This is a genomic window from Streptomyces sp. NPDC018019 (assembly GCF_044327805.1).
In the GTDB taxonomy this organism is placed as follows: Bacteria; Actinomycetota; Actinomycetes; order Streptomycetales; family Streptomycetaceae; genus Streptomyces.
Window position 1 is genome coordinate 28,543 of the sequence record NZ_JBIRGD010000044.1, and the last position, 23,258, is coordinate 51,800.

At 69.1% G+C, this 23,258-nt stretch carries 22 protein-coding genes and 4 pseudogenes; 13 read left to right on the forward strand and 13 right to left on the reverse strand.

Annotated elements, in window-relative coordinates; translation table 11 throughout:
• Nucleotides 1-53: 53 nt before the first annotated feature.
• Nucleotides 54-401, forward strand: a complete 348-nt coding sequence (locus ACH4FX_RS40130; RefSeq protein ID WP_398486481.1) for a MerR family transcriptional regulator — start codon at nt 54-56, stop codon at nt 399-401.
• 683 nt (nt 402-1,084) lie between these two features.
• On the opposite strand, the gene ACH4FX_RS40135 is transcribed toward ACH4FX_RS40130, so the two are convergent.
• Genes ACH4FX_RS40135 through ACH4FX_RS40145 form a run of 3 tightly spaced genes read right to left on the reverse strand, consistent with a single transcriptional unit; the run spans nt 1,085 to nt 3,028 of the window.
• Nucleotides 1,085-1,522, reverse strand: a complete 438-nt coding sequence (locus tag ACH4FX_RS40135) for an arsenate reductase ArsC (protein WP_398486483.1) — start codon at nt 1,520-1,522, stop codon at nt 1,085-1,087.
• Complete coding sequence (gene arsB, locus ACH4FX_RS40140) at nt 1,515-2,630, reverse strand: ACR3 family arsenite efflux transporter (RefSeq protein ID WP_398486485.1); 1,116 nt, start codon at nt 2,628-2,630, stop codon at nt 1,515-1,517. Before arsB ends, ACH4FX_RS40135 begins: the two co-directional genes overlap by 8 nt.
• Nucleotides 2,627-3,028 (reverse strand): ArsR/SmtB family transcription factor, encoded by a 402-nt coding sequence (locus ACH4FX_RS40145; protein ID WP_398486487.1) that lies wholly within the window; start codon nt 3,026-3,028, stop codon nt 2,627-2,629. The genes arsB and ACH4FX_RS40145 overlap by 4 nt, the downstream gene beginning before the upstream one ends.
• A gap of 80 nt (nt 3,029-3,108) precedes the next feature.
• Between ACH4FX_RS40145 and ACH4FX_RS40150 the strand changes: the two genes are divergently transcribed.
• The 3 genes from ACH4FX_RS40150 to ACH4FX_RS40160 all read left to right on the forward strand — a co-directional run bounded on the left by ACH4FX_RS40150 (nt 3,109) and on the right by ACH4FX_RS40160 (nt 6,064).
• The gene (locus tag ACH4FX_RS40150) at nt 3,109-3,561 is read left to right on the forward strand and encodes an ArsI/CadI family heavy metal resistance metalloenzyme (RefSeq protein WP_398486489.1); all 453 of its coding nucleotides are present in this window, start codon (nt 3,109-3,111) and stop codon (nt 3,559-3,561) included.
• A 356-nt stretch (nt 3,562-3,917) separates the two neighbouring features.
• Nucleotides 3,918-5,159, forward strand: a complete 1,242-nt coding sequence (locus ACH4FX_RS40155) for an FAD-dependent monooxygenase (RefSeq protein WP_398486490.1) — start codon at nt 3,918-3,920, stop codon at nt 5,157-5,159.
• A 254-nt stretch (nt 5,160-5,413) separates the two neighbouring features.
• On the forward strand, nt 5,414-6,064 hold the full coding sequence (locus ACH4FX_RS40160) for a carbonic anhydrase (RefSeq protein WP_398486492.1): 651 nt from the start codon (nt 5,414-5,416) through the stop codon (nt 6,062-6,064).
• Nucleotides 6,065-6,444: 380 nt separating this feature from the next.
• On the opposite strand, the gene ACH4FX_RS40165 is transcribed toward ACH4FX_RS40160, so the two are convergent.
• Nucleotides 6,445-6,654: a hypothetical protein gene (locus ACH4FX_RS40165; RefSeq protein WP_398486494.1), complete on the reverse strand. Its 210-nt coding sequence runs from the start codon at nt 6,652-6,654 to the stop codon at nt 6,445-6,447.
• A gap of 1,151 nt (nt 6,655-7,805) precedes the next feature.
• Between ACH4FX_RS40165 and ACH4FX_RS40170 the strand changes: the two genes are divergently transcribed.
• Both ACH4FX_RS40170 and ACH4FX_RS40175 read left to right on the forward strand, forming a co-directional pair.
• Nucleotides 7,806-8,165, forward strand: a complete 360-nt coding sequence (locus ACH4FX_RS40170; RefSeq protein WP_398486496.1) for a hypothetical protein — start codon at nt 7,806-7,808, stop codon at nt 8,163-8,165.
• A 180-nt stretch (nt 8,166-8,345) separates the two neighbouring features.
• Nucleotides 8,346-8,592: pseudogene (locus tag ACH4FX_RS40175) on the forward strand (IS5/IS1182 family transposase); the annotation flags it as partial.
• Between the two features lie 162 nt (nt 8,593-8,754).
• On the opposite strand, the gene ACH4FX_RS40180 reads toward ACH4FX_RS40175, so the two are convergent.
• From ACH4FX_RS40180 to ACH4FX_RS40190, 3 genes are all read right to left on the reverse strand, one after another.
• Entirely contained in the window at nt 8,755-9,894 is a 1,140-nt protein-coding gene (locus ACH4FX_RS40180) for a 2-methylaconitate cis-trans isomerase PrpF family protein (RefSeq protein ID WP_398486497.1), read from the reverse strand.
• Entirely contained in the window at nt 9,894-10,802 is a 909-nt protein-coding gene (locus ACH4FX_RS40185; RefSeq protein WP_398486499.1) for an oxaloacetate decarboxylase, read from the reverse strand. The genes ACH4FX_RS40180 and ACH4FX_RS40185 overlap by 1 nt, the downstream gene beginning before the upstream one ends.
• A 198-nt stretch (nt 10,803-11,000) precedes the next feature.
• Nucleotides 11,001-11,903: a LysR family transcriptional regulator gene (locus ACH4FX_RS40190; RefSeq protein WP_398486500.1), complete on the reverse strand. Its 903-nt coding sequence runs from the start codon at nt 11,901-11,903 to the stop codon at nt 11,001-11,003.
• 115 nt (nt 11,904-12,018) lie between these two features.
• Between ACH4FX_RS40190 and ACH4FX_RS40195 the strand changes: the two genes are divergently transcribed.
• Nucleotides 12,019-13,431, forward strand: a complete 1,413-nt coding sequence (locus tag ACH4FX_RS40195) for an MmgE/PrpD family protein (protein ID WP_398486502.1) — start codon at nt 12,019-12,021, stop codon at nt 13,429-13,431.
• A gap of 521 nt (nt 13,432-13,952) precedes the next feature.
• Here the strand turns inward: ACH4FX_RS40195 and ACH4FX_RS40200 are convergent.
• Nucleotides 13,953-15,041, reverse strand: coding sequence for a hypothetical protein (locus ACH4FX_RS40200; protein WP_398486517.1), 1,089 nt, complete (start codon nt 15,039-15,041; stop codon nt 13,953-13,955).
• A 272-nt stretch (nt 15,042-15,313) separates the two neighbouring features.
• Here ACH4FX_RS40200 and ACH4FX_RS40205 point away from each other — a divergent pair.
• Both ACH4FX_RS40205 and tpg read left to right on the forward strand, forming a co-directional pair.
• Nucleotides 15,314-15,553 (forward strand): annotated as a pseudogene (locus ACH4FX_RS40205) (transcriptional regulator); the annotation flags it as partial.
• A 6-nt stretch (nt 15,554-15,559) separates the two neighbouring features.
• Nucleotides 15,560-16,103, forward strand: a pseudogene (gene tpg / locus ACH4FX_RS40210) (telomere-protecting terminal protein Tpg).
• Between the two features lie 551 nt (nt 16,104-16,654).
• Here tpg and ACH4FX_RS40215 read toward each other — a convergent pair.
• The gene (locus ACH4FX_RS40215) at nt 16,655-17,245 is read right to left on the reverse strand and encodes a TetR/AcrR family transcriptional regulator (protein WP_398486504.1); all 591 of its coding nucleotides are present in this window, start codon (nt 17,243-17,245) and stop codon (nt 16,655-16,657) included.
• A gap of 61 nt (nt 17,246-17,306) precedes the next feature.
• Here ACH4FX_RS40215 and ACH4FX_RS40220 point away from each other — a divergent pair, with 61 nt between their 5' ends.
• A complete protein-coding gene (locus ACH4FX_RS40220) occupies nt 17,307-18,164 on the forward strand; it encodes an alpha/beta fold hydrolase (RefSeq protein ID WP_398486518.1) in 858 nt (285 codons plus the stop codon).
• A gap of 696 nt (nt 18,165-18,860) precedes the next feature.
• Here ACH4FX_RS40220 and ACH4FX_RS40225 read toward each other — a convergent pair.
• The 3 genes from ACH4FX_RS40225 to ACH4FX_RS40235 form a co-directional block, all read right to left on the reverse strand.
• Nucleotides 18,861-19,259 carry a nuclear transport factor 2 family protein gene (locus ACH4FX_RS40225; protein ID WP_398486506.1) on the reverse strand — a complete coding sequence of 133 codons (399 nt, stop codon included), beginning with the start codon at nt 19,257-19,259 and terminating at the stop codon, nt 18,861-18,863.
• A gap of 16 nt (nt 19,260-19,275) precedes the next feature.
• Nucleotides 19,276-20,124, reverse strand: coding sequence for an alpha/beta fold hydrolase (locus ACH4FX_RS40230; protein ID WP_398486508.1), 849 nt, complete (start codon nt 20,122-20,124; stop codon nt 19,276-19,278).
• A gap of 95 nt (nt 20,125-20,219) precedes the next feature.
• Nucleotides 20,220-20,717 (reverse strand): winged helix-turn-helix transcriptional regulator, encoded by a 498-nt coding sequence (locus ACH4FX_RS40235; protein ID WP_398486510.1) that lies wholly within the window; start codon nt 20,715-20,717, stop codon nt 20,220-20,222.
• Between the two features lie 104 nt (nt 20,718-20,821).
• On the opposite strand from ACH4FX_RS40235, the gene ACH4FX_RS40240 reads away from it, so the two are divergent.
• The 3 genes from ACH4FX_RS40240 (at nt 20,822) to ACH4FX_RS40250 (ending at nt 22,792) form a co-directional block, all read left to right on the forward strand.
• Nucleotides 20,822-21,382: a transcriptional regulator gene (locus tag ACH4FX_RS40240; protein ID WP_398486511.1), complete on the forward strand. Its 561-nt coding sequence runs from the start codon at nt 20,822-20,824 to the stop codon at nt 21,380-21,382.
• A 504-nt stretch (nt 21,383-21,886) separates the two neighbouring features.
• Nucleotides 21,887-22,381 carry a hypothetical protein gene (locus tag ACH4FX_RS40245; RefSeq protein ID WP_398486513.1) on the forward strand — a complete coding sequence of 165 codons (495 nt, stop codon included), beginning with the start codon at nt 21,887-21,889 and terminating at the stop codon, nt 22,379-22,381.
• A gap of 123 nt (nt 22,382-22,504) precedes the next feature.
• A complete protein-coding gene (locus ACH4FX_RS40250; protein WP_398486515.1) occupies nt 22,505-22,792 on the forward strand; it encodes a hypothetical protein in 288 nt (95 codons plus the stop codon).
• A 94-nt stretch (nt 22,793-22,886) separates the two neighbouring features.
• Here ACH4FX_RS40250 and ACH4FX_RS40255 read toward each other — a convergent pair.
• Nucleotides 22,887-23,258 (reverse strand): annotated as a pseudogene (locus tag ACH4FX_RS40255) (hypothetical protein); the annotation flags it as partial.

Here is a 23,258-nt window from a genome sequence, read left to right on the forward strand (position 1 = left end):
TGGTGCCGACACGGCGCCAGGGCCCCCCGACGTATGTGACGAAAGAGGTGCACGTGACAGCAGAGAATCCCCGTAGTCCCGCCGACCGTCTCGACGACGACGATTACCCCGCCTACACCATGGGCCGGGCCGCCGCGATGCTCGGCACCACCCCCGGCTTCCTCCGCGCGATCGGCGAAGCCCGCCTGATCACCCCGCTGCGCTCCGAGGGCGGCCACCGCCGCTACTCCCGCTACCAGCTGCGCATCGCCGCCCGCGCCCGCGAACTCGTCGACCAGGGCACCCCCGTCGAGGCCGCCTGCCGCATCATCATCCTCGAAGACCAGCTCGAAGAAGCCCGCCGCCTCAACGAACAGATGCGCCGCGGCGGTGACAAAGTCCAGCCGGAGGCCGAGGCCTGATCCGAAGGCCGCGTTGGCCGACCTCGGGGCAGCGGGCCGACCAGCCCGCCGGTCCAGGCCTCCGGTTCAACCAGCACGGCACCCGCTCTGGCTTGGCTGTGCCCGCGACCGGCGCCGACCGCCTTCGACTGTCGTCGACCGGCTCCCTGACCGAAGCTTGTCCTGCCCTGCTCCGAACAGAACAAGCCTGACCGGACAGCGGTTCCGAGAACCAGCCGCCGGCCCCGACCGTGCCCGACCGTCGCGTACCCGCCTCGGCGTTCCGGACGTTCCTCACGCTCTTCGAGAATCGGCGTCTACGCCCCCGTACGCCTGGTCTCCGTTGCCCAGGCCTGTGGCGAACCGCCGAGCGCATGTGACCGACCCGGGAACGTAGTGACATCGGCGCCACCGGCCGATACGGGCCAACCTGTGCCCGGGCGTACACGACCGGCGCAGCGGAGAGGACAGTGGAGTTACGGCGGCCACCTTCGCCGATGGGAGGCCACCGCGTCCGGGAATGGACTCCTCTGCATCCCCGGACAGGTGCCCAGCCGGTCTACCGGGCAGCGGGAGTGCCCGGTAGACCGGCTGGGCGAGCCGGACCCGCGTCTTCACTGCCAACCATTGGTATTTCCACGGCAGGGTACGCCGGTGATCGACCAGCCCCCGGCTGGTGAAGGCTGCCGAAAGTGCCGTCGAAGTCACCTACCGCGCATCCCACCGGTTCCTCGATCCACCCCGTTCTGACTGAGGAGTTCGCGGACGCGGGCTTCGATCTCGTCGCGGATCGGCCGGACAGCGTCGACGCCCTGTCCTGCGGGGTCGTGCAACTCCCAGTCCAGATACTGCTTGCCAGGAAAGACGGGGCAGGCATCCCCGCAGCCCATGGTGATCACAATGTCCGAGGACTGCACTGCTTCAGCGGTCAGTACCTTGGGCGTCTGGGCCGAGAGGTCGATTCCTTTCTCCGCCATCGCCTCGACCACGGCCGGGTTCACTGCGCCGGCGGGAGCGGATCCGGCGGAGCGGACTTCGACCCGGTCGCCACCGAGGTGGGCGAGGAAGGCGGCGGCCATCTGAGAGCGTCCGGCGTTGTGGACGCACACGAACAGCACCGAGAGCTTGCGCGGGTCAGGCACGGGAGGACTCCTGGATTCCGGCCGGCTCGACGGCCGCGGCGGCAGTGTGGGGGAAGTAGCGGCGGGCCGCCAGGGCGACGTGGACCAGCCCGATGAGGACGGGCACTTCGATGAGCGGGCCGACGACGCCGGCCAGGGCCTGCCCGGAGGAGGCGCCGAAGGTCGCGATGGCCACCGCGATGGCCAGCTCGAAGTTGTTGCCCGCGGCGGTGAACGCCAGCGTCGTCGCCCGCGGGTAGTTGAGACCTGCGGCCTTGCCCAGGGCCATCGACCCGGCCCACATGACGGCGAAGTAGACCAGCAGCGGCAGCGCGATCCGTGCCACGTCCCATGGCTGGGAGGTGATCGCCTTTCCCTGGAGGGCGAAGAGCACGACGATGGTGAACAGCAGTCCCCACAGGGCGAACGGCCCGATGCGGGGGATCAGTTTTGCCTCGTACCAGGTGCGGCCCTTGGTCTTCTCGCCCAGGCGGCGGGTGAGGAACCCGGCCGCCAGCGGGATGCCGAGGAAGATCAGCACGCTGCGGGCGATCTCCCACACCGACACGTCCAGGCCCGTGGCCTCCAGCCCGAGCCAGCCGGGCAGGACGGACAGGTAGAACCAGCCCAGCGCGGAGAACGCGATCACCTGGAAGACGGAGTTGAGGGCGACGAGGACAGCGGCGGCCTCGCGGTCGCCGCAGGCCAGGTCGTTCCAGATGATGACCATGGCGATGCAGCGGGCCAGCCCGACGATGATCAGGCCGGCCCGGTATTCCGGCAGGTCGGGCAGGAAGATCCAGGCGAGGACGAACATCACCGCCGGTCCGACGATCCAGTTGATCACCAGGGAGGGGATCAGCAGACGGCGGTCGCGGGTGACGGCATCGAGGCGGTCGTAGCGGACCTTGGCCAGTACCGGATACATCATCACCAGCAGGCCGAGGGCGATCGGCAGCGAGACGCCGGTGACGGTCACCTTGGCCAGGGCGTCGCCCAGTCCGGGGACGAGGCGGCCCAGGCCCAGGCCGGCGGCCATGGCCAGCAGAATCCATACGGCCAGGAACCGGTCCAGGAAGGACAGGCGGGCCGCCACCGGCCCCGCGGCAGGAGCGGTCTCGGCGGTCATGAGGCGGCCCCGGAGGCCGCCCCGGCCCGCTCGGGCAGTGGCTGCCCGGCCGGACGGGTCAGGATGCCGGCGAGCCGGTCGGTCATCTCGGGCAGCAGCCAGTAGTACACCCATGTCCCGCGGCGTTCGCAGCCGATGAGTCCGGCCTGCCGCAGCAGTTTGAGGTGGTGGGAGATGGTCGGCTGGGCCAGGTCGAAGGCCGGGGTCAGGTCGCAGACGCACACTTCGCCACCGGCGCGGGAGGCGATCATCGACAGCAGCCGCAGCCGCACCGGGTCCCCGAGGGCCTTGAAGACCTTCGCCAGTTCGGTGGCCTGGTCCTCGTCCAGCGGGGCGGTTAGCAGCCCCGGGCAGCAGGCTTCGGTCCGGCCGGGCACCTCAAGCTCTTGTTTCGACATACTTCTATGTTGACGTTTTTCGATACAGCGCGCAAGCTTGCATTGAAGCCCATCGATACAACGAGATCGGGGAGGACGTCATGTCCCGTATTCAGCTCGCCCTCAACGTCGCCGACCTGGAGGCGTCGGTGGAGTTCTACTCCAAACTCTTCGGAACCGAACCGGCCAAGCGCCGCCCTGGGTACGCCAACTTCGCCATCGCCGAGCCGCCGCTGAAGCTCGTCCTCATCGAGGGCGAGGCGGGCCAGGAGACCCGGCTGGACCACCTGGGCGTCGAGGTCGCCTCCACCGAGCAGGTCACCGCGGCCACCGACCGCCTCAAGGAGGCGGGCCTGGCCACCTTCGAGGAGAACGACACGTCCTGCTGCTACGCCCTCCAGGACAAGGTCTGGGTCCACGGCCCCGGCAAGGAGCCCTGGGAGGTCTACGTCGTCAAGGCGGACGCCGACCAACTGGGCAAAAGCCCCGCCCTGGCCGGCGGCATCGAGGCCGAGACCGTGGAGACGGTGACTGGGTGCACCTGCGGCCAGTGATCTTCCGTGGTCGGCCCGGACGTGGCCGCTGCCGCTGAGGGAGCGGCTATCCGCGACCACGCCACGAGCGGGGTGGCCGGTATCGGGCGCGTGGACGGTACGTGTGGTCGGCTCGCCCGAAATTCGTCGGCGTGCGAGGTCTGGGGCCGTGGGCGGTCTGGCGTACGGAGGAACGGAAGTGCCACCCGCACTAGTGCACCTGGATGAGTGCCACCCTGCTCGCCGAAGCCGGACGATACCCGCATGCGATCACCTTCCCGCGTACCACCGTACTAGTGCAGCTTGAGTCGATACCGTCCAACAACAAGGGATTTCACGCTTGCCGGGCGCCGTGTGTGCGCCGTACGCTCCTCGCTATGCCGAACAATGAGATCCTCGTCTGCGGCGCCGGCATCGCAGGGCCCGCGCTGGCGTACTGGCTAAACGCGGGGGGCTTCGCGGTCACCCTCGTCGAACGCGCGCCGGAGCCCCGGCCGGGCGGGCAGACCGTGGACCTGCGGGGCGCCGGCCGCACCGTGATCGAGCGAATGGGCCTGATGGACCGGGCCAGGGCGCAGAGCGTGGACCAGCTGGGCCTGGCGCTCGTCGACGCCTCCGGCCGGACCACCGCGCGGATGCCCGCCGACAGCTTCGGCGGCGAGGGGATCGTTTCCGAGATCGAGATCCTCCGCGGCGACCTCGCCCGCCTGCTGTACGAGGCCACGCCGCCGGATACGGAGTACCTGTTCGACGACACCATCACCGAGATCGACCAGGACGCGGACGCGGTCACCGTCACCTTCGAGAAAGCAGCGCCGCGCCGGTTCGGGCTGGTCATCGGCGCGGACGGGCCGCACTCCGTGGTGCGCGCGCTGGCCTTCGGCCCGGAGCGGGAGTTCGTCCGCCCACTCGGCCTGTATACGGCCTGGTTCACCGCCATCGATGATCTGGACCTCGGCGGCTGGTCGTTGATGCACAACGCGCCCGGCGGACTGGTCGTCTCCGCGCGGCCCGGCCGCCTACCTGGTGAGATCAAGGCCGGCCTCAGCTTCCGCTCGGCACCGATCGCCTACGACCGCCGCGACGTAGCCGCCCAGAAGGATCTCGTGGCCAAGCGCTTCGCAGCCGTCGGCTGGCAGGCTCCACGTCTGCTGCGGGCCATGCGTACCGCCCCGGACTTCTTCCTCGACTCCATGGGCCAGGTCCGCCTCGACCGCTGGTCGCACGGTCGCGTGGCGCTGCTGGGCGACGCCGGATACTGCGCGACCCCGCTGACCGGCCTGGGCACCAGCCTGGCTCTGGTCGGCGCTTACGTCCTGGCCGGTGAAATCGCCGACGCCGAGGGCGACCACCGCATCGCTTTCCGCCGTTACGACGAGGTCATGCGCCCGTACGTGCGCCAGGCCCAGCAGCTCCCGCCGGGCGGCGCCTCGGGATTCGCGCCGTCGGGCCGGCTCGGCATCCGCATGCGGGACCTGTCCATGCGGCAGATGACCCGCTGGCCGATGCGGAGGCTGCTCGCCGCGCAGTTCGCCAAGGCCGGGAACATCGCACTGCCGACGTACGCTCTCGGCACGGACATACAGGACCGGCCCCGGCCACGAGCAGCGAACGTGTAGGCAGCACGGTCACTCCGTTATTTTGCGCTCAACCATTGGGCGCATCGAGACCGTTTGAGGTGCGCTGGATGGCCGCCCCGCACCTCCGGCACACTACCCAGCCACCTGGGACCGCCCCGGAGGCGCTGACGTCGCTCAGGCCGCCCCGGAGCGGGGGAGGGCCGACCGATGTGTATCCGGAACCGGTCCTGTGCCTGCGGTCCAGGCCCTGGTGTCGCGCGCGATGCGCCGTGACGTGGACCTATGCTGCGGCTATGACTGATGCCGTACCGCTGTCCCCTTCTCAGGCCTTCGCGCTGCTGATGGACGGCAATCAGCGCTTCGTCGCCGGGGCCCCGCAGCACCCGAACCAGGACGCGGCGCGCCGCGCCGCCACCGTCTCCGGCCAGCGCCCGTTCGCCGTGCTGTTCGGCTGTTCCGACTCCCGCCTGGCCGCCGAGATCATCTTCGACCGGGGCCTGGGAGACCTGTTCGTGGTGCGCACCGCGGGGCACGTGGCGGGTCCAGAGGTGCTGGGCAGTATCGAGTACGGCGTGAGTGTGCTGGGCTGCCCGCTGGTGGTCGTGCTGGGCCACGATGCGTGTGGCGCGGTCGCCGCCGCCCGCGCCACTGTGTCCGACGGTGTCGCCGCCACCGGGTACGTACGTGATGTGATCGAGCGCGTCGCACCCAGCGTCCTGGCAGCCCGCGCCGCCGGGCTCACCGGGGACGAGGAGATCGTCGCCGAACACACCCGGCGCACTGTCACCCTCCTCCTGGACCGCTCCCAGGCCCTCGCCGGCCGGGTCGCCGCCGGCCAGACGGCCGTCGTGGGCCTGTCCTACCGGCTGGCCGACGGCAGCGCCCGCCTCATCACGGCGCACGGCCTGCCCGCCCAGGCGGCTGCTACGGCCCCGGAGACCTGACGGACAGCCAACGACCAGAACCCCGCCTGAGTCCAGGTGACCGGTCCGGCTTCCGGCCACGCAGCCGCCCCTGGTACGCCACGGCATCGATGATCGAAGGACAGGACGCGCTGCACCAGCGGTATGTGACAGCTCCACCACCCACCCGAACGCCGGACAACAACGGCAGGAGACGGCAGCCCTACTGTTGGCTCAGACGTGGAGGTCATCTGTCGCCAGGCCCCGGTCATGACAGGCGATCTCTGCGCCTGGCCGGCTGGTCAGCCACGCGGCCAACCGGTCCCGCTGCGGAGCCGGGCGGCGGCGCTGGAGCGATGGCCAGACAGGTCACACCAACAGCGGTGCCTGCCGCCACGCAGGGAGCCCCGTACGTTGGCCAGTCAGCCTTCGCACATGGGTTTGCCGAGGTTGGCTGCCGTTTCGGCGGCATCCGCATGCGTCATGACCGTCACGGCCGCCGACAAGACGACCATCAGGCCGGCGATGACGACACACACGGCTGAAAGGCCGCCGCGCCCCTGCACATTCGGTCCGAACCCGCGCCGCCGTGCACCGCGAAAGAGCACGATGTGTGCGGTCACCGCCAGCACGGCGGCGATCAGACTAGCCGACCACAGCTGGGGTGGCTATCCCGCCACCGGTGCCACCCACGCGCTGGCCGACCGGGTGCGCCTCGTCTTGCACTACAACGCAGTCGTGCCCGAGCGCGGCGTCTCGATGGCCGAGGGGAACGAGGCGCACAGCGCGGTCATACGCGAGGCCGTCGCCGCTTCGGACAGAACCGTACCCTTGCGCTCGAAGCGGTGCGGTACGGCCTGAGCACGGCGTTTCGGCAGAATCGAGAGAACTCGTGAACGCTTTGACGCGGCTGCAGCCGGGCGGCTACACACTCGACGCTCTGAACGTACCGCCCGTCACAGCGATCGATCTGGACGCTGCCTACCTCCTCGGCGCCGGCGACACCGCGCTGGCACGCCCGGGTGCCGAGTCCGCCGCGCGCCTCGGGGCCGAGACACGCATCGTGACCGGTGGCCGCACGGGTCTGCCGGACCGCTCCCAGGAGAGCGCGTCACTCTGTGTGAGCTGCTACGAGCACGGCCGGTGCCCCGGACATCGGTTACTGTCGCCCAACGGTGAGCGTCGGGGAGTGCCAGGCCCCCGGTTCGTTCGTGGCGAAACCCTCACAGCCCAGCCGCGGCACCCGGTCCCGTGCCACCCAGCTGTCGGCCGCGTCCGCAAGATCGATCTCATCGATATCAGCCGCACAGACCTGGTCTGGCAGAAAAACAATGACAACGGCAGGCGCGTTTGTGGCGCCCACCAGGACTGTGCAACGGACGCGGAGGGGAGCGCCTGAGCAGCGGCACGCAATGAATCAGGGGCCAGGGGCACCGCCCGGCCCTGTCCAGGGGACGAGGCGGGCAAAGCGCTCAGGTCTTGTTCCCGAGCCAGGTCTTTCGGCCCACAGCCTCCACTCCTCCTGGGCGGTCCCGGGGCACCGCCCAGGCCCGCCGTCCGCTCCAATGGCCAGCCGATAGTCAGCCAGCCAGGGAGAGACGGACCGTCCGGATGAGCGCAGCTCATCGCAACGCCCCGGGACTACGACCCCAGCCACTTGGCCCGCGCCGTTGCGATTCCTTCCCGCCGGGCTTCCGGTCGGCAAGGCCCGTACGCGCCCGTCTCGCCCGGTAGCGCCACCACCGGTGCTTTCTGGACGGGGCGGCGCATAGAATTGGATCTCATGTCGAAGCCTGACGAGCTGATCGTTGATATCGCTGCCCTTGTGGAATCCGGGCAGAGCAACCAGATGTCCTTGACCGTGGTCACCGGTGGTGCCGTCATCACCGGTCGCCTGGCCCCCGAAGCCGTGTGGAGGCAGCGGGCGTCAGAGGTGCTGACGGACTCCGCCCACTTGGGCGAGTTCTCCGCCGTCTTCGACGCCCCCGCCAAGAAGGACGGGCCGCCCACACACCTGCACTTCCATGTCGCCCGGATCCTGCAGGGCACGGTGGGGATCCCGGAGACGGGCGGGATGTACCGCGTTGCGATCGACGACATCAGTGCCTGGACTGTGGGGGACTTCAGCTACTCCGACCACTGACCCGCCGCCGCGCCGGGAGCGGCGCGGAACACCGTGAGGGCCCGACCGGCGCTGGCCGGTCGGGCCCTCACGGCGTTGTTCGGTTGCCGTGTCCGCAAAGTCGGTTGGTCGTTGGGCTGTTCGTGGTGCGTCGTCATGAGCTGACCGACCAGGCATGGGCGGTGATAGAGCCGCTGCTGGCTCCATCTCGCCTGCGACGGCCGGGGCCGCCCGCTGGCCTTCACCCTGACCGGCGGCAACGTCAACGACTGCACCCAGTTCGAGGCGGTGATGGCCCGCATCCGTATCGGGCGGTGCGGACCAGGCCGCCCTCGCACCCGCCCTGCCCTGGTGGTGCAGCAAAGCCCTGGCCACCCGCTACGACAAACGCGCCCGCCACTACCAGGCCATGGTCACCCTCGCCTGCCTACGACTATGGCTGCCATGACTTTGCGGACACGACCTAGGCCTGGACCTGACCATCTCCATATGCCAGGCCCACGTAGTGGGCGCACGTTTGTCCTTACAGTCATTTCCTGAACCCACGGGTTCGACCGCCTCGTCGTCATCAGCCACCACCCACCACGTACTCAACTCGAAGAATACCTACTCACGAGTAGAAGGCGCGCCCCGCCATCAACCGGCGCGCGGTCCGGCTGATGCCGAGTGATCGGAAGGTCACCTCCGGGCCGCTGGTGTCGGCATCGACGGTGACCGAGACGTCGGTGATCCCGGAGGGGTGGCCGACCAGCACCGCACCGGGCCGGCGGGACTTCGTTACGTCGTGGACGGTGGTGCCGCGGATGCGGGACGCGGCGGCGAGGCTGATCGAGGCGGTGACGGCGATGCTTTCGTGCAGGCGGTTCATGAACATCAGGTGGAGCCGCAGGTCCATGTGCCCGGCCTCGGCCCGCTGTCCGTTCAAGGTGCTGTACGAGAGCGGCGGCGCGACGAGGCCGACGAAGGGCACCGCGGGGACGTCCGTGTCGCCGCGGCGCCAATCGGCGCACAGGCCCATCAGGACGCAGGCCTTGCCGCGCGCCTCGCGTACGAGCGCGAGGAGATCGTGGTCGTCGTTGATTTCGGTGCGTTCGTCTCCGGTCAGTCCGAAGTCCTCGGCGCGCAGCCAGACGACCGGGTTGCCCGCGTCGACGATCGAAGCGTCGATGACACGGCCGTCCTCCAGCGTGAGCTTGTCGACGGGAGCGCCGGTGGGGAGCAGGCGCCCTGTCATGGCACCGATCGTGGCCGACCAGTCCATGACGATCTCGGCTCCGGTTCCCGGTACGCCCGGGATGGCCAGGTCGCCCGTCACCTCGGCGAGGCCGCCGGAGACCGGCACCCGCGCGATGAGGATCTTGCCGGTGTTCGTGTTGTGGATGCGGACCTCGGTCACGCCCTCGTGTGCGGGGACGAGGCGCTCGTCGATCGCGAACGGGCCCACGCCGGAGGAGATGTTGCCGCAGTTGCCGTTGTAGCTGACCCGGCCGCTTTCGATGTCGACCTGGGCGAAGGTGTAGTCGACATCGGCGTCGTCGCGGGTGGACGGCGCGACGATGGCCACTTTGGACGTGATCGGGCGGGAGCCGCCCAGCCCGTCGATCTGGAGGACGTCGGGGGAGCCCATGAGCCGGCGCAGCAGTGCGTCACGTGCTTGACCGGCTGGGGGGAGGTCGCGTTCGTGGAGGTAGATGCCTTTGCTGGTGCCGCCCCGCATGAGGACGAGGGGAATCGATGCCTGCCCGCCCATCAGGAGTTCTCCTTTCCCGTCGTCGGCCGGGCAGGAGAGGGCGGCGCCGCGGTGAGGAGCCGGTCGGGCCACTGGAGCCAGTCGTCCAGACCGACGGTGCCGAACAGCTCGGCCGGGCCGGCCGCGTCCTGGGGCGGCAGACCGGTGTCGCGCAGCCGGGTCAGCGCCGAGTCGGCGGCCGCGCTCGCGGCGGCGATGTTCACGAAGGGGTAGATGCCCAGCCGATAGCCCAGGTCGGCGTAGTCGGATGCCGTGAGCAGCGGGGTCCGGGAGCCGGCGATCACGTTGATCACCAGCGGGACGTCGATGCTGCGGGCGATCCGGTCGAGCTGGTGGCGGTTCTCGGGAGCCTCGACGAAGACCATGTCCGCACCGGCGTCGGCGAACCGGCGACCGCGGTCGATCGCCTCGTCCAGGCCGAGCGGCGTCAGCGCGTCGGTACGGGCGATGATCACGAGATCGTGGCTTCCCCGGGCGGCGACGGCGGCGCGGACCTTCCGCACGGCCTCCTCGGCGTCGACGACGGTCTTGCCGCTGAGGTGCCCGCAGCGCTTGGGGAAGACCTGATCCTCGATGTGGACGGCGGCGGCACCGAGCCGGACGTGGGTCTCCACTGCGTGGCGGACGTTGAGCTCGTTGCCGTAGCCGGTGTCGATATCGACGATCAGTGGCAGCGAGGTGGCGCCTCGCAGGCGGACGACGTGTGCGGCGACCTCGCCGGCGGACATCAGCCCCAGGTCGGGCCGGCCGAGCATGCTTACGGAAGCTGCCGCTCCGCTCACGTACGCGGCGGGAAACCCGGCGCGCTCCACCAGCGTGGCGGTCAAGCCGTCATAGATCCCTGGAGCGATGACCAACTCGTCGCCGTTGATCAGCTCACGCAGCAGGCGTGCAGGATGGGTGGTCAACTCCTCACTCCTTTCGTTACGAACGTCCCCTTGAGACCCCGACGAGGCGCAGCCGGCTGCCGTACGGTGCGGGAAGCACGTCCTGTCGTACGGCGTGGGAAACACGTCCTGCCGTACGGCTCGGGGAGCGCGTTCGACGGGCACCACCAGCCTGCAGGCGCGGTGGCCGGCAAAGGAAATGACGGACGTTGGTCCGGTCTATGCGTCAGGCGTATGAAGGGTGCCGAGGGTTCTCGCCACGAACGCGCAGAAGCGGCGGGCGGCGGGGGTGGCCGGTCCGTCGGCGGCGGTGACGATCCCGATCTCCCGCTTCGCGCCGGTCTCGTTCAACGGGACTTCCACGGTGCCAGGGTGGAGCGCGGTCTCTGACCGGGACTCCGGCACGATCGCGATACCGGCCTCGGCCGCGACCAGGGCCCGCAGGGTGCTGAGCTCCGTGCCCTCCACGGCGAGTTGGGGCGTGAACGCCGCCTCGGTGCAGACCTGGTCGAGGATCTGCCGCACCCCGAACGCCCGGGGGAACGTGACGAAGCGCTCGGCCGCGAGTTCGCCGGCCGTGACCGCTGTCCGGGCGGCCAGCGGGTGTTTCTCGGGGACGAGGAGGGTGAGCCGTTCCTCCAGCAGCGGAACCCAGCGGATGTCCTCCCCGGCCGGCCGGGGGCTGGTGAACCCGACGTCGAGGCGCCGGTGACGGACCTCGTCCACGACGATGTCGGCGGCGTTCCCCCGTAGCTGGAAGGCGGCCGACGGCGCGATCGTCCGGTACTTCCGCAGCAGGTCGGGGACGAGCCAGCCGCCCAGCGAGTGGAGAAACCCCAGGGCGATGGTGCCCGCGTCCGGGTCGAGGAGGGCTTGGATGCGCTGTTCGGCCGACGCGACCTCGCCGACCGCCCGTACGGCGTGCGCGCGGAACACCTCACCGTAGCGATTGAGGCGCAAGCGGTTCTGCTGCCGGTCGAAGAGCCGCACGCCGAGCCGTCGTTCCAGCCGCGCCAGTGCGCGGGACAGGGTCGGCTGCGAGATGTTCAGCTTCTGCGCCGCCGCGGTGACGTGCTCGCTTTCGGCGAGGGTGATGAACCAGCTCAGCTCGCGTAACTCCATCCAGCGACCATACGCCGCGCGCATGAGCCGGCTTCGCTACGGTCATTTCACCGCGGCGGCCTTGGGCACGATCCTCGAATGAGATGTCGGCACAGTGAGCAGAGGAGCCTTCGGGATGACTGTTGAAAGCCGGGACCAGCGGTATCTGGCCGAGCTGGTGGGTGAGTTCGTCGCACGGACCGATATCGATGACGTTCCCGACGAGGTGCTCCGGCGCGCCCGCCACCTCGTGCTCGACGCCGTCGGTATCGCCTTCGCCTCCACCGCGTTCCCCTTCGCCGGCGTGGCCCGCGACGCCTTGACGGCATTCGGGACCGGGGACCACGTCGTGTTCGGCATGGCGGACCGGCTGACCGCGCGCGACGCCGCCGTGCTCAACGGCATTCTGATCCACGGCCTGGATTTCGACGACACCCATCTGCCCGCCGTCGCTCATGTCACCTCCGTGGTCCTGCCCGCCGCGTTGTCCGCCGCGGTCGCCTCGAACGCCTCGACGCGCGACCTGCTGCTCGGCTACGTCCTCGGCGTCGAGGTCATGGCCCGGGTCGGCATGGGAGCCGCCGGTGGCCTGCACGACGTGGGCTTTCATCCGACGGCCGTGGCCGGAGCGTTCGGAGCCGCCGTCGCCGCCGGAAAGATCATGGGGTTGCCCGCCGGCGGCCTGGCCACCGCGCAGGGCATCGTCGGGTCACAGGCGGCGGGCCTGATGGAGTTCCTGGAGGACGGGGCGTGGACCAAGCGCTTCCATCCCGGCTGGGCCGCCGCGAGCGGACTGACCGCCGCGAGCTTCGCCAGGGCCGGCTGGAGCGGTCCTCCCGGCGTTTACGAAGGCCGCTTCGGCCTCTACACCACGCACGTGCCGAACCGGCACGCACGCCCGACCGCCGTATCCGAGGACCTGGGCGTGAGCTGGGAACTGCTGCGCACCGCCGTGAAACCCTTCCCCGTCTGCCATTTCCTCCACGCTTTCGCCGACGCCGCGCTCATCCTCCGCAATGAGCACGCCCTGCGGGTGGAGGACATAGTTGGAATCCGCTGCGCGATCCACCCGGTTCCGCGCAAGGTGGTGTGCGAGCCTGCCGAGGCGAAACGGGCGCCGCGCGACGAATACGACGCCAAATTCAGCCTCCCATTCACCGTCGCCGCTTCCTTGGTCCGCGGCCGGTTGACCCTCGACGAACTCGAAGCCGACGCCCGCGCCGACGCCCGGATCCAAGAACTGGCCCGCAAGGTACGGGTCGACGACGATCCCGACAGCGCTTTCCCATCGGCCTATTCCGGCTTCGTGGAGATCGAACTCACCGACGGGCGAGTGGTACGCCACCGTGAGCAGTACAACCGCGGCCACCAACAGCGACCGCTGACCGACGAGGAGATCGTCCGGAAGTTCCACGGCACGATCGGACGCGTCGCCGACCGCGAGTCGGCTGATCGCGTGCAGCGGGCGGTGCTGTCGCTGGGCGACAGCCGCCCGGCCTCCGACTTCGCCGAGGCGTGCGGCGGGCCGGTGGTGACCGGCGGGGTGTGAGGGGGAGTGAGGGGGCGAGGTACGGACAGTGCTGTTTGGGCTGATCATCGGCCCTGCTCGTGTCCGGTAAGCATGTCGATCGGGCCGGGGACTGCGCTGCCGTCGGAGAGCACTCGGCGCCATCGAAGGACGGCAGCGGCTGGTCCTGTCCGGTGCGCTGCCGATTGCCAGCACCTCGCGATTGGGGCTGGTGCCACGTCAGCACATGGCGGTACACCTCGTCGTGCGGAACACCGGCGTGCGCAGCACGGGCTGGCGAGCACGGTGGGCGGCACGGGTGTCCGGCGAACAGAGACTAATACTGCAACCTCCAGATGCGGTTGCAGTATTAAGCCCTTGGGAGCCACCGGCCAATGGCAAAAAGAGGTGCTCAGATTGCATCAGCTCTACCGGTACTGCTGACGCACGATCCGTACCTGTCTCCTGTCTCCGGCGGGACATCCCCCACCGTTACCAACAAGCCGGGCAGGCCGCGGGCGGCCCCGGCGCGACAGCCGGGCAGCTGGCCCCTTTGCCGGATTCTAGGAGCGGGTGGCGGTCGCGCAGTCGCTGCCCGTGGTCATCGTGCCGTTGCTCGTATCGATCGGCTTGCTGCGGTCGTACGGATCGACCTGGTGGGCCTGGTCGGCGGACTGCTTCTTGGCCGTGCCGAAGGGCGGCACGAAGTAGCCGGTCGGGGCGGAGCAGCCGCCGTTGGTCATGTCGAGCGCGTACGAGACGAGGGACATCGTGCCCGGTTCGGTGACCACCTTTGCCGGGTCGTCCCAGCTCATCACCACCTTGCGCCGCGCGATCGTACGGACGACCTCGGCGTCCGGCCCGCCGTCGCCCGCTGGGGTGACCGGGTAGACGAAGGTGACATCCGCGGTCACCTCGACCGCTCCCCGTTTCCCTTCCCGGTATGTGAGCCGGCCGCGCGTCTTGACCACATCGCCGACCAGCCGGGCCTGCTCCGGCCTGAAGCGGCTGAACAACAGCAGCGGGTCGGCCCCGGGTGCGGGCGCCGTCGACGTCAGGGCGGTACGGAGGTAGTCCTGGACGTCCTTCTGGTGCGGGTTCAGCAGCGCGATCGCCTTCGTGGGGCGCTCGCCTCGCAGCACGCGGGGGTCGAGCCCCGTGGCTACCAGGAAGTCCCGGCTTTGCCGCAGTGCCCGCTCGACCTGGGCAGCGTCCATCCAGCCGGTCGCCTGGGCCGGTGGCACCGTGATCCCTGCCGCTCCGTCGTCCCAGCGGGCGGCGGGCGAACCCCGGAAGGGTTCGGCGAGGGTGGGGCGCAGACCAGGCTCGGCGCCGGGTGCCTCCTGCGGACGTTGGGACTCAGCGGCCAACGGCGCTCCGTCCTGCCCGTCGTCGCCGCCGAACCAGCCGACGACCTGCTGCGGGAAGAGCCCCACGGCCAGGAGCGCAACGGCCGCCACCAACCCGGTCACGTACCAGCCTGTTCTGCGCCGGGGCCGGGCCGGTGCGTACGTACGCCAGCCCTCCGGCTGCCCGGGACGCTCCCGCAGCCGCCGCTCTACCTCACGGGCGCGCGCCGACGGCTCCACAGGAGCCCCGGCCGCACCCGCCACCGACTCGCGCAGGAACCGTTCCCACTCCTCGTCGGACAGGGACGACCCGTCCTGCCCCCCAGCCCCGCTCACACCGCACTCCCGTATGCGCTCGATACCCGATGACTCGATCGCTCGACCATCTGATCGGTTGCCTGTGAACCGGTTGATCGAGAATCGATCGTATGATCGCATGAGCAAGCCACTGGCCTGCCGGAGCAGTGGATGAAGTGTCAGGGCCGCCATCGCTGACGCCTATACAGGCCCACCTGCAACATGCTGCCCTGCGCCCGTGGCGCCACAGCCTGAACGAGGACCCGCGCCGGGCTACGCCGCTCGCCGTGCTCGCCGACTGCGTCGTCTACCCCAGCCCCGGTGACAGCCCGCTGGACTTCCTGCCGTACGCCGCCAGCGGCAAGCCGCAACTCGGCGGATTCCGCCTCGGCTCCACCCCGGGCCTGGCCAAGCTGGAGGGCGTCCAGCCGTTGCTGCGGGCGGTGGATCTGATGGAGCAGGGCCTGCATCCGGCCCGCCACACGAAGGGCGGCGACGCCGTCCTGGACGAAGGGGAGGAGGCCGTGGGGGAGATCGAGGACGCTGACCGGGAGAGCTTCACGCGGGAGCCGCCCCAGACCCTCCAGGGTCGTATCAACTACCTGATCAGGAAGTTGGGGACCGCGAAGGCCGTCGCAGCGGAGCTCGGCGTCACCGTCGACCCGGTCAACCGCTACCGTCGCGGGGCGAGGAAGAACCCGCCCAAAGACATCGCCGCGAAGATCGACGACGCCGTACGGTCCCGCTGGCAGCCCCAGGTCCGCAAGCGCCGGCAGAAGCAGGCGGCGGCCGGCAGCGGGAGCACGGTGGAGACGCGGGCCCGCTTCGGGTACACCGCATCCGTCGGCACGACCGACGACGGACGGTTCCGGCGACTGACCGTGCACCTTTCTCCGGCGTACGCGCAGCGTGTGTTCGACGCCCAACGCAGGTGTCGGCGACCAGCAGGTGCGTGGGATCATCGCCGAAGGGTTTAGAGGAGCCTATTTCCAGGGCGGCGGTGGTCGCGCCATGGGATTGTCGGACGTGGAAAACAATGACATCGACTATCCGGACCTGGACTACTGAAAGCAGGAAAGAGCGTGACCACTGATTTCCCGGTGTGGCCGAGAATTTCAGTTGACGGATCTTGGTCTCGTAACGCTGTGTTGTTTGACTAAACGCTTCGCTTGGTCGGTCCTGTGCTAAGTATGTATGAGAACCTGTGAGTCAGGGCAAGTTGGTGGGAGCTGGTCGCGGATGTTGGCACCACCGGCGACGATTGGCGTGCAGACGGGACGTTGCTCCAGGTCAGCGCCCTGGAGGCTCCGCAAGTACGGTGAGGCGGGCCATGTTCACGGCTCCAATTTGCGCCAGAAGTCCGCCCAAGCAACGTTGGCAATCGCCGGGTGGAAAACGGGAGGTCGGAGGATCTGGACGATGCCGTCTATCGTGTCCCGGCGCAATGTGTGACTCCCCTCTACCGGGAGCGCTCAATATTCGACTGACCAGGTGCGATGGGCACGCGGACTGGCGCCAACCTGACGCGCGACACGTAGCCGTTGCCATCGAAGCGCGCGGAGCCGGTCGCGAACCCATGCGCCACTCGCCAGCGGGCCTGCTCGTCTCGCGCACCGAAATCAGCCCTCACCCGCCTGCGCGACGGCTGTGCGCAGCAACTCGGCCATCGATCGGCCCGCTACTCGCAGCGGCTCCGGATCACGGGCAGCCCGGCTGAGCATGAATGCTCCCTCCAGCATCATGATCATCGAGTACGCGAGTGACCGCGCCGTCTCCGGGTCGGCCACCCAGCGGCCGAACCACTGCGCCGCGGCGCCGACCCACTCCTCGAACACGTCAGCCGTCGCGCCGCGCAGCACCTCATTGCTGCTGGCGACTTCCAGCGCCACCGTCCCGATCGGGCACGCGTCGGCGTAGTCGGTCGCAGCCAGGTCGTCCGCGGCCGCTTCGAAGGCGTGCACGAGGGACTCCATCGGGTCCGGCACGCTGTCCAGCAGGGCCAGCACCGTTCGGCCGTACTCGGTTCCGGACGTGCGGATCATGTCCTCGGCCAGTTGCTGCTTGCCGCCGGGGAAGAAGTGATAGATCGAGCCGAACGGCGCATGCGCCTCCGTCGCGATCCGTTTCAGGCCTGTGGCCGAGTAGCCGTGACGGCGGAACAGTGCCGTGGCGGCACTCTGGATCCTGGCTCGCGTGTCCGACTGTCCCATTGACCTCCGCCCTTCTTGCCTTCAAGGTTACAGTAGAACGATCTATCAATTGGGGGCTGCGGTGCCGAGGATCGAGCTGTCGTCCGGACCGATCGACTATCAGGACACCGGCGGTGCAGGGCCTGTGCTGGTGTTCGGCCACGGTCTGCCGATGAACGAGACCCAGTGGCGCAAGGTGGTCCCGCTGCTGGACGGATACCGCTGCGTCCTGCCCACGCTGCCCCTCGGCGGCCACCGGTGGCCGATGAACCCGGATGCCGACCTCTCCCAGCGCGGTGTCGCCCGGCTCCTGGGGGAGTTCATCGAACGACTCGGCCTGGACCAGGTGACCCTCCTCCTCAACGACTGGGGCGGAGGCCAGTTCCTGGTGTCGGAAGGGAAGGCCCAGCGGATCGCGAGTCTGGTACTGGTGGCCTGCGAGGCCTTCGACAACTATCCCCCGGGGCCGGCCAAGGCGGCGGCCCATGTGTGCAGGGTTCCCGGCGGCGTCTGGCTCCTGACACGGCTCATGCGCATCCCCGCGATCCGTCACAGCCGGGGCGGATACGGCGGGATGAGCCTGCGTGGTATCCCCGACGAGATCATGGACGACTGGTTCGCTCCCGCCACCCACAGCAGGGCCATTCGCAGGGATTTCGCCAAGTTCGCCACCGGAGCGCCCAACCGCGAGACCTTGCTGGCCTGGAGCGAGCGGCTGCGCGACTTCGACCGGCCGGTACTGGTCGTCTGGGCGACCGAGGACAGATTGATGCCGCGCGAGCACGGCCCCCGACTGGCCGAGCTGTACCCGCAGGGCCGGCTGGTCGAGATCACCGACTCGTCCACCCTCATCCCTGAGGACCAGCCGGAACGACTCGCCGAAGTGCTCACCGACTTCCTGGTCCGGATCGGAGCAGAGCCGGCCCGGCACGCCGACTGAGTGCGAGGGCGGTAGGCGAGCCCGACAGTCGCTACCGCCTCGTCGGCCACTGAAGCGCTCACACTGGCCAACCGTTCTGCTCAGTCACACCCGGCCATCCGCGACAAGAGCCCACTGCTCGACGCCGATCACGACGCCTTCCGCATCGCGGACGCACTGCGCGGAAGCCGGCATATCCGTTTCGTCGCCCCAGTTACACCCGGCGAGGAGACAGACGGGTTCCACGACGCAGACGGCATCAGCGACGCACTGTCCCCGGCCACCATGGAGCCGCTCGCCGACGCTGGGCATGTGGCCTACGCCTGGGACGCTGTTGCCGCCGCGATCGGCAACCACTCGCACTCCGTGCGCGGCACGCGCCAGGGAACGGGTGGTCTTCGGCGCGGACAGCCTCCCCGGCCAGGAGGTCGCAACCGGGTCAGGTGCGACACACCGGCAGCAGGCCCACTGTGGAGCCACCAGCAGGTCGGCCGGGCGCATCGAGGGGTGCGTTCCGTGTCCGGCAAGAACTTGAAGTCCGCAGGGTGGCCATACCGAAGCCGCCCTCGACCAGCGGGTCCCTAACGGCGCCTCGCGTCGTTGTTCCTGCGGGGGACGTTGACTGGCCCCCCGCGTCAGCAATGACGGACAGTGCTCGCCCTACCTGTCCTCACTGCTGCGGGACCCGGGCACTCACGCCGGGCCCTGGAAACCTGGTCACATCACGGCGTCGGTCTGAAGCGGGCCCGCAGTGATGCGGAGTGTCCGGATGCGGGGCGGCTCTTCCTGGTCGAGAGAGAAGATGTGCATGAACGGGGCGCGCACCACCTGGTCCGGCGCGCTCTTCTTGGCCATGGTGGCCTCGCCGCGCAGCAGGCGGACACCGTCATCCGCGGTCCAGTACTCCAGGACCTCGTGGGTGATGTGCAGTGGCTCGTCGATCTTGACGAAGAACGCTTTGATCGCCTCGACGCCGTGGACGTGCTCGGTGCCGAAGAACATGTCGGTGTCCTCGGTCAGCGGCGCGAAGCCCTCACCGAACTCCAGGTTGTCGATGGCGTCCATGAACTTCAGGACCCAGTCGGGTACGGCCGCCGCGTGTGCGGTGTCTGCCATGTTGTGAGTCTCCTGATCAGGCTGCTGCGGGCAGGGAGGCGAGGAAGGCGTCGATCTCGGCGTTGACGCCGTCGGGGTTCTCGCGGGCGGCGAGGTGGGCGGTGTGCTGGAGCACACGGAAGATGCTGCCCTCGATGGCGTCCGCCATTTTCCGCACCACGTGCACCGGGAACTGGCTGTCCTCCTCGCCGGCGATGATCAGGACGGGAACGTTCCTGATGGTGTTCAGGCGGCGGTACTCGTCCTTGCGCCCTATGAGGATGCTGCGCAGCGCCCACGCCACCGATTTCGGGTCGTCCCGCAGAACGAACCTGGTGAACTCCACGAACTCCGGGTTGGTGGCCTCGGCGGTGGGGCCGGCGAAGGCGGCGCGGGCGGCCTTGGCGGCCAGTGGCGGCATCTTCGCGTGCAGCGAGAGGAAGGTGGACAGCGCGGTGGCCCAGATGCTCTCGAATGTCGTGGGCAGGGAGGCGGTGCAGTTGATACCGACCGCCGCCGCGGTCCGCTGCGGGTAGTGGGCCGGGAAGACGCCGGCGAGCATGCCGCCCCAACTGTTGCCCACCAGGACGCACTTGTCGATGCCGAGCGCGTCGAGGATCTCGACGAGCGCGTCGGAGCAGTCCTTGAGGTCGATGATTTTGCGCAGCGCGTCGGACTTGCCGTGTCCGGGGCTGTCGATGAGCACGACGCGGTGGGTCGGGGCGAAGTACTCGTACTGGTACCGCCACATGGTGCCGTCCATCATCAGGCTCGGCCAGCACACCATGGCGGGGCCGTCACAACGGCCGCCGACGCGCACGTTGATCAGTCCCAGTGAGGTGGGGATCAGCTTCTCGGTAACCCCTTCAAGCCAGTTCGTGGTCATGATCGGTCCTCTCCGTGACCAGGGAGACGTTCAGCCACTAGTACCGTAACGCTACTAGTTGTGAAACGCTACTACCTGATCAGGAGTTGAGGCGCTCAGTCGCCCGGCGCCGCGGGAGCCGCCCCTCCCCGCCGGCCGGCACCACCCTCCTCGGTCGCCGTCGGGCGCAGGGTCGAGGCCTCGACCGGCTGATGACAGCTGCTGCACGCGAGGTACGGATTGGTCGGGTTGCCGCACGTCGTGTGCATCAGCGGGTGGCGTGTGATGTCGGTACCGGTCGCATGGGTTTCGGCCCAGCGCGTGACGGCTGCGATGGCGGGGACGACGAGTTCGCGGGCGCTGTCGGTGAGCGTGTACTCGTACCACGGCTTGTCGGAGCGGTAGGCGCGCTTGGTGAGCAGGCCCAGCTCGGTCAGGCTGTTGAGCCGCGCGGTGAGGATGTTCGCCGAGATTCCCAGAGCTCGCTTGAGTTCACCGAAACGACCGACACCGAAGAACACCTCCCGCAGGATCTGATAGTTCCAGCGCTCGGAGATCGCGGCCAGGAACTCCTGCCCGTGCTGAAAGGTGACGCGGCTCCCGTGATCGGGCACGGCTTCTCCTCTTCGGTGACTTCAGTGTGGTTTCAAATCGAAAGTAGTCCCGCAATGTTACTACCTGTAACGCCGGCTCGTCGTCGCCGTCTTCTCTGCCGTGGATGGACTTCGGCCGCTACAACGCCCAGGGCATGGGCGGTGGCGACGCCCTCGGCTACGGCATCGAGCGCATGGTGACGGGCCTGCAGTCCTCGCCCCACTCCGAGCGGGGCGTCGCCGCCCGCTTGCGCTATCTGACGGCCTCCGAGGCCGGTTACGCGGCTATGGAGCGTGCGGGCATCAATGTGACGGCCCGTACGCTGAACGCCTGGCTGGCCGAGGAACGTTCCCCAAACACCGCCTACCGCAAGAAGCTGGACGACGCGTACTGGGAGCTGCGCCGCCGTAACGTCGCCGCGGACCTCAAGCGCCGTCTGATGTCGCGCGGGGGGCCCCGTATCGAGATCAACCCGGTCGACCAGTCCCGTGTCGAAGGCCGCCACCAGAGGGACCTGGCCACCCGCCGCCTGACTGTCCGCCCCCGCGTCTGGGATGCGGCGGTCGACGCGTGGCTCGCGGATGACGCCGACGCCCTGGACCGCATCTGGGACGACCTGATTCCCGATCTCGGTTCCGGCTATGACGCCTACAGCAATGTCTCCTCCGTCGGCTGGGCCGCCTGAATGCGTCCCGCTTCCATCGGCCGTTGGTGGCGGATCGCCGCATTCGAAGGCTTCCGGCCTGCCGGAGTCCGGGTCACCTGGCGACGTGGGCGTTCGGGCGTCCGCGACGGGGACGCGAATGGTTACCCCGTGAACCGCTTCCTGCCGATCGGCGGGAGCCCGTGCACGGCCGGTGGTCAGCCGAAGTCGGGTGTGCAGCCGCCGGCTGCGCCGTTGCGCGGGCCGTCGGCCGGTTCGGGCAAGGTGTCGTTCCCGTCGCAGCGCTCGCAGACGCTCGTGGTCCGGCTGCTGCCGGGTGCCTCGATGGTGATCGGTTCGTTCTGGCACGGGGATGTGGCCTCCTCCCGGCCCGGGTCTCCCGTTCGCGCAGCAGTTGCGCGTTCTGCGGATGGGGGCGCGTTCCGTTGTGCACTGCGCGACTCCAGCTCTTCAGGGGCTCGTGTCGACTCCGGTGGCCAGCCCTGACTACCCGTCTTGGGGCGCTGAGCGTCGTACGGTGACCCGGTGGGGAACGTATTCGGTGGCCCGGATCAGAGTCTGTACCTGTCCAACGGCGGCACGGAGGCATTCATCGACGTGCTGATGCTGGCCGTATCCGATCTTGCTGCCGAGGTGTGGGACTACCGCTTCGCGGCACTGCTGAGCCTGCAGGACCAGAATGTGAGGGGGCGCGGGGCCGTCGGATTCCACCTCCAGGACATCGCATGGGGCACGAACCGGCAGGCACGCGCCCGGGCGAAGACGTTCGTCCTGCGGGCCACAGCCCTCGCGCTGACGCGCCACCGCTGGGACGAGCTGGGCTACGACCCTCCCTTCGTGCAGGAATACCTGCGCCGGTTCAAGATCATGGTCGAAGCCTTCCAACCGGCCGATGGCCCTCGTTGCGCGGGAGGTTTCCCCGGCCCGAAGGAGCGCGCGGTGGCCTCATGCGCACAGCACCGGATCCTCAGCGCGCTCCCGTACTGGGACGGGTGTTTCCTGTGCATCAGGTGCACCTGATCCACCAAAGGCTGCTGCCGCACAGCCACCCCCGTCCAGGGCGCCGGCAATGGGGAGGGACAAGGCTCGGACGAGGACAAGGTGGGCGGCGGCGCGCCCGGCATGTAAGGCACAGGGGGAGAGATGGAAGCAGCCGAGCTGCGCGAGCGGTGTGCCCAGCAGATCGACGGGTACAACGGTGGGTACTTCAACGGCCGGCCGTGGCTGCGAACGGCGTACCTGGCGGTGCCGCGGGCATCCTTCGTGCCGATCGCGTGTGGCGGCCCCGGGCGGATGGCCGGTTGGCCAGCCCGCACCCGCTGCTGGACCGCACAGTCGATCCCCAGGGCGGCTGGAGGCCGTCTACGAGCCGGCCACGCCCTGATCACGCAGATCGACGACGGAGCTGTCCCGCTCGGCGGGGCCGCCTGACGGCGATCGCTTCGCCGAGGATTCGCCGGCTCGCTCGCTTCCCAGGCGGGTTCCGGGAGCGGATCGCCTTCGGCTGCCGTTGCCTGGGTCGGGCTCAGCGGCAGAGCGCCATGATGGCGTCGTCGAACCCGGGAAACTCCTGCGTGGCCTGCTCGATCACGGCAGCTGCTGATGCGCGGTGGTCCGGTGCGAACTGTTCCGCTATGGCTTCCAGGTCGCGATCGGGCTGGGGGACCAGGTCAGGCTTGTACGAGGTGGTGGCCTCCATGGGGCCGAATCCGTCGGCCAGCAGCCACAGGAAGGCGCCGAGGTTGCGTGCGACGACGCCGGTCTCACCTTCGGAGCCGAGAAAGACCACCGGCTGCTCGGTAAGAGCTCCTAACGCAACGGAAGTAGCCGTGTCCTCTGGAGGAGTGTGCCGGTTGCTGAGGTGTGAGTAAGAGAAGTGCTCGACCGTGGCTGGTCG